At 66.0% G+C, this 13067-nt stretch carries 12 protein-coding genes; 7 read left to right on the forward strand and 5 right to left on the reverse strand.

The window, feature by feature from the left end:
• The first annotated feature begins 67 nt into the window (after window positions 1–67).
• The gene (locus tag ACZ1A1_RS01825) at window positions 68–1282 is read left to right on the forward strand and encodes a M24 family metallopeptidase (RefSeq protein ID WP_424548037.1); all 1215 of its coding nucleotides are present in this window, start codon (window positions 68–70) and stop codon (window positions 1280–1282) included.
• 69 nt (window positions 1283–1351) lie between these two features.
• Entirely contained in the window at window positions 1352–2227 is an 876-nt protein-coding gene (locus ACZ1A1_RS01830) for a LysR family transcriptional regulator (protein WP_313192022.1), read from the forward strand.
• Between the two features lie 17 nt (window positions 2228–2244).
• On the opposite strand, the gene ACZ1A1_RS01835 is transcribed toward ACZ1A1_RS01830, so the two are convergent.
• Genes ACZ1A1_RS01835 through ACZ1A1_RS01850 form a run of 4 tightly spaced genes read right to left on the reverse strand, consistent with a single transcriptional unit; the run spans window position 2245 to window position 6501 of the window.
• Window positions 2245–3054, reverse strand: a complete 810-nt coding sequence (locus tag ACZ1A1_RS01835) for an ABC transporter permease (RefSeq protein ID WP_415215352.1) — start codon at window positions 3052–3054, stop codon at window positions 2245–2247.
• A gap of 5 nt (window positions 3055–3059) precedes the next feature.
• Window positions 3060–4307, reverse strand: coding sequence for an ABC transporter permease (locus ACZ1A1_RS01840; protein WP_463618516.1), 1248 nt, complete (start codon window positions 4305–4307; stop codon window positions 3060–3062).
• Window positions 4308–4309: 2 nt separating this feature from the next.
• Window positions 4310–5446 (reverse strand): ABC transporter ATP-binding protein, encoded by a 1137-nt coding sequence (locus ACZ1A1_RS01845; protein ID WP_463618517.1) that lies wholly within the window; start codon window positions 5444–5446, stop codon window positions 4310–4312.
• 11 nt (window positions 5447–5457) lie between these two features.
• A complete protein-coding gene (locus tag ACZ1A1_RS01850) occupies window positions 5458–6501 on the reverse strand; it encodes an ABC transporter substrate-binding protein (protein ID WP_463618518.1) in 1044 nt (347 codons plus the stop codon).
• A 261-nt stretch (window positions 6502–6762) separates the two neighbouring features.
• On the opposite strand from ACZ1A1_RS01850, the gene ACZ1A1_RS01855 reads away from it, so the two are divergent.
• From ACZ1A1_RS01855 to ACZ1A1_RS01865, 3 genes are all read left to right on the forward strand, one after another.
• On the forward strand, window positions 6763–7278 hold the full coding sequence (locus tag ACZ1A1_RS01855) for an RNA polymerase sigma factor (protein ID WP_463618519.1): 516 nt from the start codon (window positions 6763–6765) through the stop codon (window positions 7276–7278).
• A 141-nt stretch (window positions 7279–7419) separates the two neighbouring features.
• The gene (locus ACZ1A1_RS01860; RefSeq protein ID WP_463618520.1) at window positions 7420–8427 is read left to right on the forward strand and encodes a FecR family protein; all 1008 of its coding nucleotides are present in this window, start codon (window positions 7420–7422) and stop codon (window positions 8425–8427) included.
• Window positions 8428–8534: 107 nt separating this feature from the next.
• Complete coding sequence (locus ACZ1A1_RS01865) at window positions 8535–11810, forward strand: TonB-dependent receptor domain-containing protein (protein WP_463618521.1); 3276 nt, start codon at window positions 8535–8537, stop codon at window positions 11808–11810.
• 34 nt (window positions 11811–11844) lie between these two features.
• On the opposite strand, the gene ACZ1A1_RS01870 is transcribed toward ACZ1A1_RS01865, so the two are convergent.
• Window positions 11845–12000 carry a hypothetical protein gene (locus tag ACZ1A1_RS01870; RefSeq protein WP_162911266.1) on the reverse strand — a complete coding sequence of 52 codons (156 nt, stop codon included), beginning with the start codon at window positions 11998–12000 and terminating at the stop codon, window positions 11845–11847.
• Window positions 12001–12098: 98 nt separating this feature from the next.
• Between ACZ1A1_RS01870 and ACZ1A1_RS01875 the strand changes: the two genes are divergently transcribed.
• Both ACZ1A1_RS01875 and ACZ1A1_RS01880 read left to right on the forward strand, forming a co-directional pair.
• A complete protein-coding gene (locus ACZ1A1_RS01875; protein ID WP_463618522.1) occupies window positions 12099–12659 on the forward strand; it encodes a cytochrome c oxidase subunit 3 in 561 nt (186 codons plus the stop codon).
• A 10-nt stretch (window positions 12660–12669) separates the two neighbouring features.
• Window positions 12670–12945 carry a cytochrome C oxidase subunit IV family protein gene (locus tag ACZ1A1_RS01880; protein WP_415213076.1) on the forward strand — a complete coding sequence of 92 codons (276 nt, stop codon included), beginning with the start codon at window positions 12670–12672 and terminating at the stop codon, window positions 12943–12945.
• Window positions 12946–13067 lie beyond the last annotated feature (122 nt).

Genomic DNA, 13067 nt, shown 5'->3' on the forward strand with positions numbered 1-13067 from the left:
CCTGATCCCCGTCAAACAGCGCGTTGGCGCGGAGAAGGAGCTTCACATGAACATGTTTGCGCGGGGGATGCCCAACCAGCTTCTGCGGCTGCAGGAGATGCACAATGGCAAGAAGGTACAGCCGACCTTCTCGGCGGGCGAGATGGAGCGGCGGCAGAATGCGATGCGCCGCATTCTGGAGGAACTGAAGCTCGATGCGGCGATCCTGACCTCGTATCATAACATCTGCTACTTCTCCGATTTCCTCTATTGCTCCTTCGGCCGGCGCTACGCCTTCGTCATCACGCCGGAAAAGGCCACCTCCGTTTCCGCCGGCATCGATGCCGGCCAGCCCTGGCGCCGCACCTTCGGCGACAACATCACCTATACGGACTGGCAGCGCGACAACTTCTTCCATGCCCTGCAGACGCTCCTGCCGAAGGCTTCGCGCATCGGCATCGAGTTCGACCAGGTCGATCTCGAGCTGCGCCGCCTGCTGGAAGAGGCCTTCCCGAATGTCGAATTCGTCGACATCGGTTCCCCGACCATGTGGCTGCGCACGATCAAGTCGGACGAGGAGATCGCCCTCATCAAGGAAGGCGCAAGGACCGCCGATATCGGCGGGGCCGCCGTCGCGAAGGCGGTGCGCGAGGGCGTACCGGAATACGAGGTGGCGCTCGCCGGCACGCAGGCCATGGTCCGCCATATCGCAAGCCGCTTCCCCCATGCCGAGCTGATGGACACCTGGGTCTGGTTCCAGTCGGGCATCAACACCGACGGGGCGCACAATCCGGTGACCTCGCGCCGCGTCGAGAAGGGCGACATCCTTTCGCTCAACTGCTTCCCGATGATCGCCGGCTACTATACGGCGCTGGAGCGCACGCTGTTCCTCGACCATGCCAGCGACGAGCACTTGCGCATCTGGGAGATCAACTGCGCGGTGCACCGCCGCGGCCTGGAACTGCTCAAGCCCGGCGCGCGCTGCGGCGACGTGGCGGCGGAACTCAACGAGATCTACCGCGATCACGGCCTGCTCGGCTACCGCTCCTTCGGCTACGGCCATTCCTTCGGCGTGCTCTCGCATTATTACGGCCGCGAGGCGGGCGTGGAGCTGCGCGAGGACATCAACACGGTGCTCCAGCCGGGCATGGTGGTCTCCATGGAGCCGATGCTGACCATTCCGGACGGCATGCCGGGGGCCGGCGGCTACCGCGAGCACGACATCCTGGTGATGACCGAAACCGGCAGCGAGAACATCACGGGCTTCCCCTTCGGTCCGGAGCATAATATCCTCCCCGCCTGACCCGTCCGCGGGCAACTTGGAACGGGCCGTCCGATCGGCCCGTTTCCTTTTGGAAGCGGTGCCGCCCCCGTGAGAAATATCCCGACCGACCTTCTTCGCACCTTCCTGGCGGTCATCGACCTGCGCAGCCACACGCGCGCCGCCGAACAGCTCGGCCGCACCCAGCCGGCCATCAGCCTGCAGATGAAGAAGCTGCAGGAACTGCTCAACGTTTCCCTCTTCACCAAGGATGCCAGCGCCCAGCCGACCGAGGCGGGCGAGCTTGTCGCGAGCTATGCCCGGCAGATGCTGGCGCTCAACGACGAGATGGTGCTGCGCCTGTCGCGGCGCGACCAGCACGGCAAGATCCGCCTCGGCATTCCCAACGACTATGCCGATCATTTCCTGCCGAAGCTGATGCCGCGCCTTGCCCGCAGCGGCCACGATTTCCGCTTCGAGGTCGTCTGCGACCTCTCCCATGTCCTGCTGCAGGGCCTGCGTAACGGGCTTTACGACCTTGTCGTGGCGATGACGCCGGATGGGCCGGCGGAAGGCGCGTTCATGACCTGGAAGGAGCCGCTCGCCTGGGTCGGCGACAGCCCGACCTCGCTCGTCACCGACGGCGGCGGCAACCTGCGCATCGTCTGCTATCCGGAAGGCTGTCTCTACCGGCGGGCGATGCTGACGGCGCTGCAGCGCGACGGGCGCGGCTACGATCTCGTCTATACCAGCCCCAGCCTTTCCGGCCTCGAGGCGGCGGTCGGCTCCGGCTTCGGCAATACGGTCCTCGCCCGCCGCATCCTGCCGTCGAAGCTTGCAACGCTCGACGACGCCCTCGGCCTGCCAAGGCTCACGGACGTCGTCGTCGGTATCTATCTGAGCTCGGACCGCAAGCGCTCCCCGGTGGCGGAGAGCTTCGCGGCGCATTTCGCCGATGCGTTTCTCGCCGAGACGCGGGACGGCTGACGGAAAACCCGCCGCGATCAGGCCCGCCGCACCCGGCGGATGAGGCTCAAGGCCAGGAACAGCGCGATGGAGACGGTGGTGAGCAGGCTCGCCGCCGCCATGATCGTCGGGTTGATCTGGTCGCGAATGCCCGAGAACATCTGCACCGGCAGGGTGCGCTGTTCGGCGCCCGTCAGGAAGAGGGCGACAATCACCTCGTCGAAGGAGACGGCGAAGGCGAGCAGCGCGCCGGAGACGATGCCGGGCAGGATCAGCGGCAGCGTGACGGCGAAGAAGACGCTGACAGGACCCGCGCCGAGGCTCGCGCCGGCCCGCGAGAGGTTGGCGTCATAGGTGGAAAGCGCCGAAAGCACCGTGACCACGACGAAGGGGATGGAAAGCGCCGCATGGGCGAGCACCAGCCCGGTGCGCGTATTGGTAAGCCCAAGCGAACCGAAGAACATGTAGGCCCCGACGGCGACGATGACGACGGGCATGATCATCGGCGAGATCATCAGCGCCATGACCGCCTTTCGCGCCGGAAAGCCCGGCCGGCTGATGCCAAGCGCTGCGAGCGTGCCGAGCAGCGTGGCGAGCGCCGTGCTGCAGGCGGCCGCGACGAGGCTGTTGAAGAGGCTCTGCGTCCAGCGCGCATTCTCGAAGAAATCCGCATACCAGCGCCAGGAATAGTCCTGGATCGGGAAGGTGAAGAACGGATCCTTCGAGACGGAGAGCGGGAAGACGACGAAGAGCGGCCCGATCAGGAAGACGAGCACGGCGAAGGCGAAGGCGACGACGGCGAGGCGGCAGAGCCGTTCGCCGCGGGTTGCGTAAGCGGGAAGCCACATTGTTCTCACCCGAGCTTGATGCGCTCCGCGCCGACGAGGCGCAGGAACAGGAGGTAGATGGAAAGCGTCATGACGAGGAGCAGGCAGGCGAGCGCGGCGGCCATGCCCCAGTTCAGGTCGCGGTTGATGTAGGTGGCGATGAAGTTCGACATCATCTGGTCGCGCGGGCCGCCGACGAGGGCCGGCGTGATGTAGTAGCCGAGCGACAGGATGAAGGTCATCAGGCAGCCGGCGGCGACACCCGGCAGCGTCTGGGGCGCATAGACCCGCCAGAAGGCGAAGAAGGGCGGTGCGCCGAGCGAGCGGGCGGCCCGCATCTGCCCTTCCGGGATGGACTTCATGACGCTGAGGATCGGCAGGATCGTGAAGGGGAGCTGGATATGCGTCATCGCCGTGACGGTGCCGAAGCGGGTCAGCATGAGCTGGAGCTTTTCCGTGGTGAGGCCGAGCGCCAGGAGGATCTGGTTGATCACCCCGTCCGTCTGCAGCAGCACGACCCAGGCGGTGGTGCGCACCAGAAGCGATGTCCAGAGCGGCAGCAGCACCAGAAGCAGCAGGAATCCGGCGATGCGCGACGGCGCCAGCGAGATGACATAGGCCGTGGGAAAGCCGAGGACGAGCGTCGCGGCGGTCACGAGGGCCGCGATCCAGAGCGTGCGCCCGAGAATGTCGAGGAACACCGCCTGGCTCGCCTCCACCCGCTCGATGCCGCCGGAGGCGTCCTGCGCGAGGTCGACGGATGTCAGCAGGTAATAGGGTGTGACGGCGCTGCCGTTGCGCTTGATGATCGCCCAGAGGTCGGGACTGGCCCAGACCGGATCGAGCGCCGCAAATTGCGGGGCAAGGGCGCCATCCTTGAGATTGCCGAGGTGGCGGACCACCGACATGATGCGGCTGCGCATGCCGGCGCTTTCGTAGTTCAGCCGCTTGCCGAGCGATGCGGCGGTGTTGTCCTCCTTCGCGCGGGCAAGGTCGGCGGCAAGCGCGGCGAAGGCCTCTTCGCCCGGTGTGGCGCGCCCATCCCAGCCGTCGAGCGCGGCGACGGTCTGCGGCAGGACGCTGCGGACCTCCGGGTTGCGCACGGCGGTGGTGAGGAAGAGGCCGATCGGGGCGGCGAAGGTGACGACGAGGAAGAGGAGCGCCGGCAGCGCGAGGGCGAAGGCGCGAAGGCGGTTCGGCCGCTCGGCCCGGCGCAGGGCCGCGCCGAGGCTGGCCGACGTGGGCGGAATGGCAAGGGAGAGGGTCTCTGTCATGGCTACCTCGTCAGCGTTCGGCAATCGGCGGCGAAACAGGCCATGCCGATGCTGCTTCCCGGCAGGATCGCCGCGCCCTCGGCTGCCGGCACGGAAGCGACGATGCGCTCGCTGCCGAAGGCCTCCAACGTCAGCCGCACCCGGTCTCCGAGGAAGGTCCTGTCGAGGACGCGGGCGGGGATACGGTTTTCGGCGTTTCTACGGTCGGGACCGTCGAGGCCGAGCCGCTCGGGGCGGAGCGATACCGTGAGGTCCGCGCGCGCCTGGCCGGACGGCCCGGTCGTGAAAAGCCGCGTTCCGTCCGGCATCAGCACGACGCCGAGGCCGTTTTCCGTTCCGGCGAATTCGCAGGCGAGCGTGTTGTTGTCGCCGATGAAGCCGGCGACGAAGCGGTTTTCCGGCCGGTCGTAGAGCGTCATCGGGTCGGAAAGCTGCTGGATGCGCCCCTCGTGGAAGACCGCGATGCGGTCCGACATGGTAAGCGCTTCTGACTGGTCGTGCGTCACATAGACCATGGTGATGCCGAGCTGCTGCTGGATCCGCCTGATCTCGACCTGCATGTGCTCGCGCAATTGCTTGTCGAGCGCACCGAGCGGCTCGTCCATCAGGATGAGCTTCGGCTTGAACACCATGGCGCGAGCGAGCGCGACGCGCTGCTGCTGCCCGCCGGAAAGCTGCGCCGGACGGCGTTCGCCAAGGCCGGTGAGCTTGACCATGGAAAGCGCTTCCTCGACCCGGCGCTTTGCCTCCGCTCCCCTGATGCCGCGATAGCGCAGCGGGAAGCCGACATTCTCGGCCACCGTCATATGCGGGAAGAGTGCATAGTTCTGGAAGACGAAGCCGATGTCGCGGCGCTCCGGCGGCAGGCGTTCCACGGCCTGCCCTTCGAGCAGGATGCGCCCGCTCGTCGGCTGCTCGAAGCCGCCGAGCATCATCAGCGTCGTCGTCTTGCCGGAGCCGGAAGGACCGAGCATGGTGAGGAATTCGCCGCGCCGCACCGCAAGGTTCAGGTCCTCGACGACGAGCGTGCGCCCGTCATAGGTCTTCTGCACGCGCTCGAAGGCGACCATGGTCTCGCTGGCGGTCGTGGTCGGCGGCGCCTCGTCGAGGCGCCCCCTTTCCATCGTCATCGTGTTCATCCGCGCGCTCCTCAGTTGGAAAGCCAGGTGGTGAAGCGCTTGCGGATCTCGTCGCCATGGTCCGCCCAGAAGGCGTTGTCGAGCGTCAGGGAGGTCGTCAGGTTCTCCGGGCTGGTCGGCAGGTTCCTGGCATCGTCGGATGCCACTTCCGCGGCGGCCGTCGTGCGGACGGGACCGTAGGGAATGTATTTCGCGATGCCGGCCAGCACCTTTGGCTCGACGGCGAAATGGATGAAGGCGAGCGAGCCCTCCATGTCCTTCGCGCCCTTCGGGATGACCCAGTAGTTGGAATCGAGGATCTGGTTGTCCCAGACGATGCCGAAATGGCGTCCTTCCTTGTTGGCGTTGAAGATGCGCCCGTTCCACGCCGTCGTCATGGTCACCTCGCCCGAGGCGAGGAGCTGCGGGGCCTGCGCGCCCGCTTCCCACCAGACGATCTCCTTCTTGATCGTGTCGAGCTTGGCGAAGGCGCGGTCGAGGCCCTCGGGCGTGGCGAGCACCGTATAGACATCCTGCGGGGCGACGCCGTCGGCCAGCAGCGCGAATTCGAGATTGGTCGCCGGGTTCTTCCACAGGCCGCGCTTGCCGGGGAAATTCGCAAGGTCGAAGAGATCGGCCAGTTTCGTCGGCGGCTTGGCCAGCTTGTCCTTGTCATAGGAAAGGATCGTCGCATAGACGATCGTGCCGACGCCGCAGTCCGACGTCGTGCCGGCGAGCCAGTCCGATTTCGGCCCGATCTTCTCCCAGTCGATCGTTTCGAAAATGCCCTCGTCGCAGCCCTGGAGCAGCGTCGGGGCGTCGACGTCGACGACGTCGATGGTCGTGTTGCCGCTGTCGATCATCGCCTTGATCTTGGCGATCTCGCCGCCGTATTCCTGCTCGGAGACGGGCCTTCCGGTCTCCTCGGCATAGGCGGTGAACACCGCCTTTCTCTGGGCTTCCTGATAGGCGCCGCCGAAACTCATGACGGAAAGCGGCTCGGCGGCCATCGTCGTGCCGAGCGCGAGGCCATAGGCAAGCGTCGCCGCTGCCAGGAACATGCGTGTTCTGAACATGGAAATTCCTCTCTGGAGACAGATCTGATGTACCCGTCACAGCGCCCGTCTTGCTTGCGGGCTATGGGGAAAGCCTATGTTGCGACATGCCGCGGCGCAAATAAGTTGCTGTCATGGGGACATGAGTGGCGCTTATCGGCGCGTGCGCATAAATATGAACTTGAAAGTCATGTTTCTGCTGTCTAGTAGTCGCCGACCGTTGTCGCCCGGCCGTCTTCAAGGCGGCCCGGCGAGGCAATCCGGACTGGTAGCAGGCAAAGCGTGGCCGCTGATCTTGAAAGCATCTATCTCGGCATGCGCCGGTCGCTGATGGCGACGGCCCTCAGGGTCGTCCGCGATCCGCAGATCGCCGAGGATCTTGCCCAGGAAAGCTACCTGCGCGTGCGGCGCGCCATGGAAAAGGGGCCGGTCGAGCATGTGGAGGCGTTCCTCCATCGCACCGCGCACAACCTCGCCCTCGATTACCTGCGGAAGAACAGGACGCGCGGCCATGTCGAAACCATGGATGCCGCGGACCCCTCGGCGTTGGGCGTGGCGGACGCCACGCCTTCGGCCGAGGAGCGGATGATCCAGGCCGACAGGCTCCGGCATGTCGAGGACCTGCTCACGCAACTGCCGGACCGGGCGCGGCGCGTCTGGCTCCTGAGCAGGGTGGAAGGATGGTCCTATCCCCGGATCGCGGAGCATCTCGGCGTGTCCCCGAACACCGTCTTCAACGACGTCAAGCTCGTCATGGGCAGTCTGCGGGACCTTTTCAGCCGCCTTGATCGAGGATGAAATCGTGTTGAAGCAAAGCCCCGGCACAGGAAGCCTGCCCGCGACCCGCCCTGGACATCGTCTCTGTCCGAGGGTTCGTTGTGAGATCGCGCGGGCTGAAACGTCATCCTGTGGAAGGGCGTGCCAATCGAAGAAGAAGGGATGGGCGCTTTGAGCCTGGAGAAACCCGACCGGAACGTTCCGGGCATCGAGCCGGCAGATGCGGGGTCCGTCGCGGACCAGGCGCTGGACTGGTTCGTCCGCCTGCAGGGGACCGAGGATCCGGCCGAGCTGGCGGCATTCGGCCGCTGGCGCGGCGAGAGCGCGCAGAACGAGCAGGCCTATGCCGAACTTCTGCGGATCTGGAACCTGCCGGAGGTCGCCGCCGCCTCGCAGAACCTCGCGCGGGCGCAGGGTACGCAAGGCCGCCGGCCCGTTCCCGCAAGCGGCCGGCCATGGATGAGGACCGTGGCGGCGATGGCCGCGTGCATCGCTCTCGTCGTCGGCGTGCTGGAATATCCCGCGCTTCTGATCCGCTGGCAGGCGGATTACCTGACGGCCGCCGGCGAGCAGAAGGATGTCACTCTGCCGGACGGCTCGCGAATGTTGCTGAACACGGCAAGCGCGGTCGCGCTCGACTTCGAAGGCGGCCGGCGCGACGTGCGCGTGCTGGACGGCGAGGCGTGGTTCGACGTCAGGCACGATCCGGCCCATCCTTTCAGGGTCGCCGGGCGCTATGGCGAGGCCGAGGTGAAGGGAACGTCCTTCGCCGTCCGCTCCGGCGATGAAGGCGACCGCGTCGTTCTGGAGCGCGGACGGGTCGATGTCGCCCGCCTGCCGGACTGCGGGCAGGGCGTGGAACTCCAGCCCGGCGAGATGATCGAGGTGGAGGAAGATGCGCTCTCCCCCATCCGTCCGGCCGATCCCGCGCGCGACCTCGCATGGCGCGAGGGTCGGGTGATCTTCTATTCCAAGCCGTTCGGCGCGGTGATCCGCGACCTCTCCCGCTATTACGGCGGGCGGGTCATCACGCTCAACGATCGCGCCGCGGACGTGCTGGTCAGCGGCAACTATCGCCTGGATGAAGCCGAGAACGCGATCCGCAGCCTGGCGGAAGTCGTCGGGGCGAAATGGACCCGCCTTCCGGGCGGCGTCATAATCCTTCGATAAATTCTCAAGTTTTTTTGTGAGATCGCCCGGCGGCTTACGTCGAATGGGTATTGGCGGCGGCAGGGGATGCCGCCGCCGCATTCGACGACGTTTGAAGGGGCAGCGAAATGGCGAAAGCCGATGGTATCGACAAGAGGCATGGCAGCAGGACGACCCGTTGGGCGCTTCTGGCGTCGACGGTATTGGCGAGCGTTGCGATGACGCCCGCCGAGGCGGTCGCCCAGCAGAAGACGAGCCGCGTCTCCATGGAGACCAGGGGCGTTGCCTTCTCCATCCCGGCCCAGCCCTTGCCCGATGCGCTCGATGCCTTCATTCGCGCGACCGGCTGGCAGGTCGGCTATTCTGCAAGCGCGCTTTCCGGCAAGCGCTCGCAGGCGGTTTCCGGGCAGATGCCGCCCGCCGCGGCGCTGCGGCGGCTGATGGCCGGCAGCGGCCTCTCGGTGCGCATGACCGGCCCGACGACCGCGGCGCTGGTCGATCTCCAGGCGACGGGCACCATCGACGGCGCGGCGGCCGATGCGGACGGATCGACGGTGCTCGAGGCCATCACGGTCGACGGCGCCCGCACCGGCAACGGCGCCGACGATCCCTATGTCGCATCGGATTCGAGCGCCTATATCACCGGCGACCAGATCGAGCGCTATCGCGGGGCGAGCCCCGCCGATATCCTGAAGGGCGCGCCGGGCGTCTATTCGGGCCAGAGCCGCGCCAGCGGCGGCATCGACGCGAATATCCGCGGCCTGCAGGGCCAGGGCCGCGTTCCCGTCACGGTCGACGGCGCGCAGAATTCGACCGCGATGTACCGGGGCTATCAGGGCATTGCCAATTCGACCTTCATCGATCCCGATTTCATCGGCGGCGTCGCCGTCGAGAAGGGACCGAGCACCAGCGCGACCGGCGCCGGCGCGATCGGCGGCATGGTCAGCATGCGCACGCTGAACGCCGACGACATCATCCCGGAAGGCGAGAATTTCGGCGCGCGCATGAAGATCGAGGGCAGCAGCAACACCACTTCGCCCTGGACGTCCCTGTCGAAGCGCCACCTGGCGCTCTCCGGTGAACGGGATACGGCCGGCTATCTCTGGACGCTGCCGGGAAGCAAGGTGGACCGTCCGGGCCTCTTCGACATCAATTCGGGCTCGGCGAGCCTCGTTCTCGCCGGACGGAGCGAGAATGTCGATATCCTCGGCGGCTTTTCGCGTCGCGTTTCCGGCAATTACCACGCGGGCAGGAACGGCAGCGGCGCGCCGAGCCCGGCGGCATGCGACGATGCCGCCGGCCGCGATTGCGCGCTCGACTGGTACGAGAAGGGCCTGTCGATCTATCTTCCGGGCGAGGAGGTCCTGAACACCTCGCAGGACATCTATTCCGGCCTGCTGAAGGGAACGTTTCGCTTCGGCGACGACCACACGCTGGAACTCGGCTATTCGCTCTACGACAGCACCTTCGGCGAACAATATGCCACGGAACTGGCAACCGATAGCGACTCGACCTACCAGCGCAACCCCTCCCATATCCGCGTCGATACCCTGACCAGCCGCTACCACTGGGACCCTGAAAGCGACCTCGTCGATCTCAAGTGGAACCTGTGGGGAAGCTGGCTCGACGAGGAGACGCAGGCGGTCGACGGCACGATCACCAAGGAATCGCAGATGCGGGGCACGGACCTGTCGAACACCTCGCGCTTCCAGACGTCCTTCGGCGACATCTCCCTGCAATACGGCCTGTCCTATCTCCACGAGGAGACGCGGCCGCTGAATGTCGGGGGAAATGTCGCGCCGCGGAACGGCGAGCGTTGGGAGGCCTCGGCCTTCACCAATGCGGGCTGGCAGGCGCTCGACTGGCTCAAGCTCGACGGCGGCCTGCGCTACCATCGCTTCGAATCCCGCAACAATGCTCCGGGCAATACCGACCCGGTCCAGACGGACGATGCACTCGACTATTCGAGCACCCTGACCGTGACGCCGCTCGAAGGCTGGAACGTCTATGGCAGCTACAAGAACGCCGCGCGCCTGCCATCCCTGTTCGAATCGGCCGGCGGCTTCGCCACGGTCGTCGATCCGAACCTCCGGCCGGAAACCTCGAAAACCTGGGAATTCGGCACGAACCTCACCCGGGAAGGCGTCTTCGACGGCGATGACAGCCTGCGGCTGAAGGTCGGCTATTTCGACAGCACGATCGACGACTATATCAACCGGACGCGGGTCAACAGCACGACCATGCGGATCCGCAATATCGAGCAGGCGAAGTTCTCGGGCGTCGATCTTTCCGCCCGCTACGAGCGCGGCGGCTTCACCGCCGAGCTGGGCGGCTCCTACTACACCAATGTCGAATATTGCGTGACCGTCGCGACTTGCGCGAATTCCTCGCTAGCGAGCGACTACGCCACGAACTACGTTCCGCCGGAATACCAGGTGAACCTGACGCTGACGCAGACCCTGCTGGACGAGCGGCTTTCGCTGAGCAGCCGGTTTTCCCATATCGGGCCGCGCGCCGCCAGCGCCCAGGCTCCGGGGCAGGGCGGCGCCAGCCTCATCGCGCAGATTCCGTGGAAGCCCTATACCATCGTCGACGTGTGGGCGTCCTACAAGCTGACCGACTATGCGACGCTCAGCCTTGCCGTCGAGAACCTCACGGACGTCTATTATGTCGAGCCGCTGAGCCTGACGCGGGTTCCCTCGCCGGGACGGACGATCCGCGTCAGCCTGACGACCGATCTTTCCGCATCCTCCCTCGAAGGCGCGCTCGGCCTCGACGATGCCGACACCTATGACTGGACCGGTTTCCATGCCGGCCTTCATGCCGGCACGGGGCTGACCAGTTTCCAGATGGCCGATTTCTCCCAGAACGGCATGAACCCGCAGAACTACAGCTTCGGGGACACGTCCGGCTACGCCGCCGGTTTCCAGATGGGCTACGACTACCAGCTCACCAACAATGTCGTCCTCGGCGTCGGCGGCGAATTCTCCTGGTCGAACACCCACAAGGACATGGTCATCACCGGGATACAGGGCGGGGAGGTCGACGCCAACTGGTTCGCCGGCGTGCACGGGCGCATCGGCTATGCCATCGGCGACATCCTGATCTTCGGCAAGGTGGGCTATGCCGTGGCGGACATGGACGGCAAATATAAGCGCGCCCGGCGCATCGCCGGCGAGCTCGTCTGGTCCGAGGCCTCCGACAGCAGCCGCTTCTCCGGCTGGACGGCAAGCGGCGGCATCGAATATGCCCTTTCCGACAAGGTCACCGTCACGGGCGAATACAGCTTCGCCAACCTGACGCATGGCAGCTTCGAGACGCCGGAGCTCAACGGCGTCGCCTATCGATGGAAGGGCAAGCCGCGCATGGACCAGATCAAGCTGGGCGTGAACTACCGGTTCTAGGCGAAGTGAGGCCGCAGCCTGGAAGCTGCGGCCCCTACTGGCCGAAGAACAGCACGGCCGCGATGACCACCGAGGCGCCGACGGCCGAAAGCGTTCCTGCCCCCTGAAGCACGCCCATGCGGTAGAGCATGAGGGCAAAGCCGATAATCACCGGGGCCGCGACCATCAGGCCGAACTGCGCGTCGCTCATGAAACCATCCTTTTCTGCCGCCACCATGCCGCGTTCCGCCGGTTCCATCTTTGTGCCGGCGCAAAGAAGGCCGCGGCCCGGCTTGCTAGGGAAAGGCCATGACGGCAGCGAATGATCTCGGCACGGCGGCAACGAAGGTGGAGAGCGGGGAAGCGGATTCCCTGCTCTTGTGGATTCTGGTCTGGAGCGAACTTGCCGTCTTCGGGGCGCTGCTCGTCGCCTTCATGGTGTTGACGGTGCTCGATCCGCAAGGGGCGGCGCTGTTTCGCGCCCATCTTCATCCCGGGCTTGCGGCCGCCAATACCATCATACTCGTGCTGAGCGGCTGGCAGGCGGCGCTGGCGGTGCGGCTCAGCGCCGGGGATAGGGCGGCCCGCCGTCCCCTCGTCCTGGCGGCGCTGCTCGGCTTCGCCTTCGCCGTGGTGAAGGCCTTCGAATATAGGCTCGAAGTGAAGGCGGGCGTCGGCGGTCTCGGCACGCTTGCCGAGCTCTATTTCCTCGTCACCGGCTTCCATCTGCTGCATGTCGTCTTCGGCGCGGCGGTCCTGCTTCTCGTCGCCCGCCGGCCGTCGCGCGGCAATGTCGTGATGATCGCGACGCTCTGGCATGCGATCGATCTCGTCTGGCTGGTCATGTTCCCCATCATCTATCTGACGTGAGGATTTTCCGATGACCCGACAGGCCCGCGAACAGTTCCTCGCCACCCTCGCCATGCTGCTGACGCTCGCCGCCGGCGGTGCCTTCGTCGGCGGGCTTTCGGGCGGGCTGCTGGTGCCGGTCGCCGCCGTGCTCGTCATGGCCTATGCGAAGGGCCGCCTCGTCATCCTCGATTTCATGGAACTGCGGGCGAACCGCGGCTTCATGCGCTCGGCGCTGCTCGCCTGGCCGGCGACGCTGCTTTCCCTCGCGCTCGTGCGCGCGCTTGCCATCAACCTGATCGGCTGACGAACCGCCTCGGTCTTTGCCTATTCGCAAAGAAGGCATTTCTCCCGCGGCTAGAACCGGAGACGTCCCGCAGGCCGGCGAGGGGATCGCCGGCAACCGATCGGCGGGGTTTTGGCGCCGGG

It is taken from the genome of Shinella sp. R2-11 (genome assembly GCF_055330205.1).

Excerpts from the sequence above, each read along its gene's own strand:
- ACZ1A1_RS01825 (WP_424548037.1), top strand. The coding sequence starts at position 68 with ATGCCCAACCAGCTTCTGCGGCTGCAGGAGATGCACAATGGCAAGAAG.
- ACZ1A1_RS01835 (WP_415215352.1), bottom strand. The coding sequence starts at position 3,054 with ATGTGGCTTCCCGCTTACGCAACCCGCGGCGAACGGCTCTGCCGCCTC.
- ACZ1A1_RS01840 (WP_463618516.1), bottom strand. The coding sequence starts at position 4,307 with ATGACAGAGACCCTCTCCCTTGCCATTCCGCCCACGTCGGCCAGCCTC.
- ACZ1A1_RS01845 (WP_463618517.1), bottom strand. The coding sequence starts at position 5,446 with ATGAACACGATGACGATGGAAAGGGGGCGCCTCGACGAGGCGCCGCCG.
- ACZ1A1_RS01850 (WP_463618518.1), bottom strand. The coding sequence starts at position 6,501 with ATGTTCAGAACACGCATGTTCCTGGCAGCGGCGACGCTTGCCTATGGC.
- ACZ1A1_RS01860 (WP_463618520.1), top strand. The coding sequence starts at position 7,420 with ATGGGCGCTTTGAGCCTGGAGAAACCCGACCGGAACGTTCCGGGCATC.
- ACZ1A1_RS01865 (WP_463618521.1), top strand. The coding sequence starts at position 8,535 with ATGGCGAAAGCCGATGGTATCGACAAGAGGCATGGCAGCAGGACGACC.
- ACZ1A1_RS01870 (WP_162911266.1), bottom strand. The coding sequence starts at position 12,000 with ATGAGCGACGCGCAGTTCGGCCTGATGGTCGCGGCCCCGGTGATTATC.
- ACZ1A1_RS01875 (WP_463618522.1), top strand. The coding sequence starts at position 12,099 with ATGACGGCAGCGAATGATCTCGGCACGGCGGCAACGAAGGTGGAGAGC.
- ACZ1A1_RS01880 (WP_415213076.1), top strand. The coding sequence starts at position 12,670 with ATGACCCGACAGGCCCGCGAACAGTTCCTCGCCACCCTCGCCATGCTG.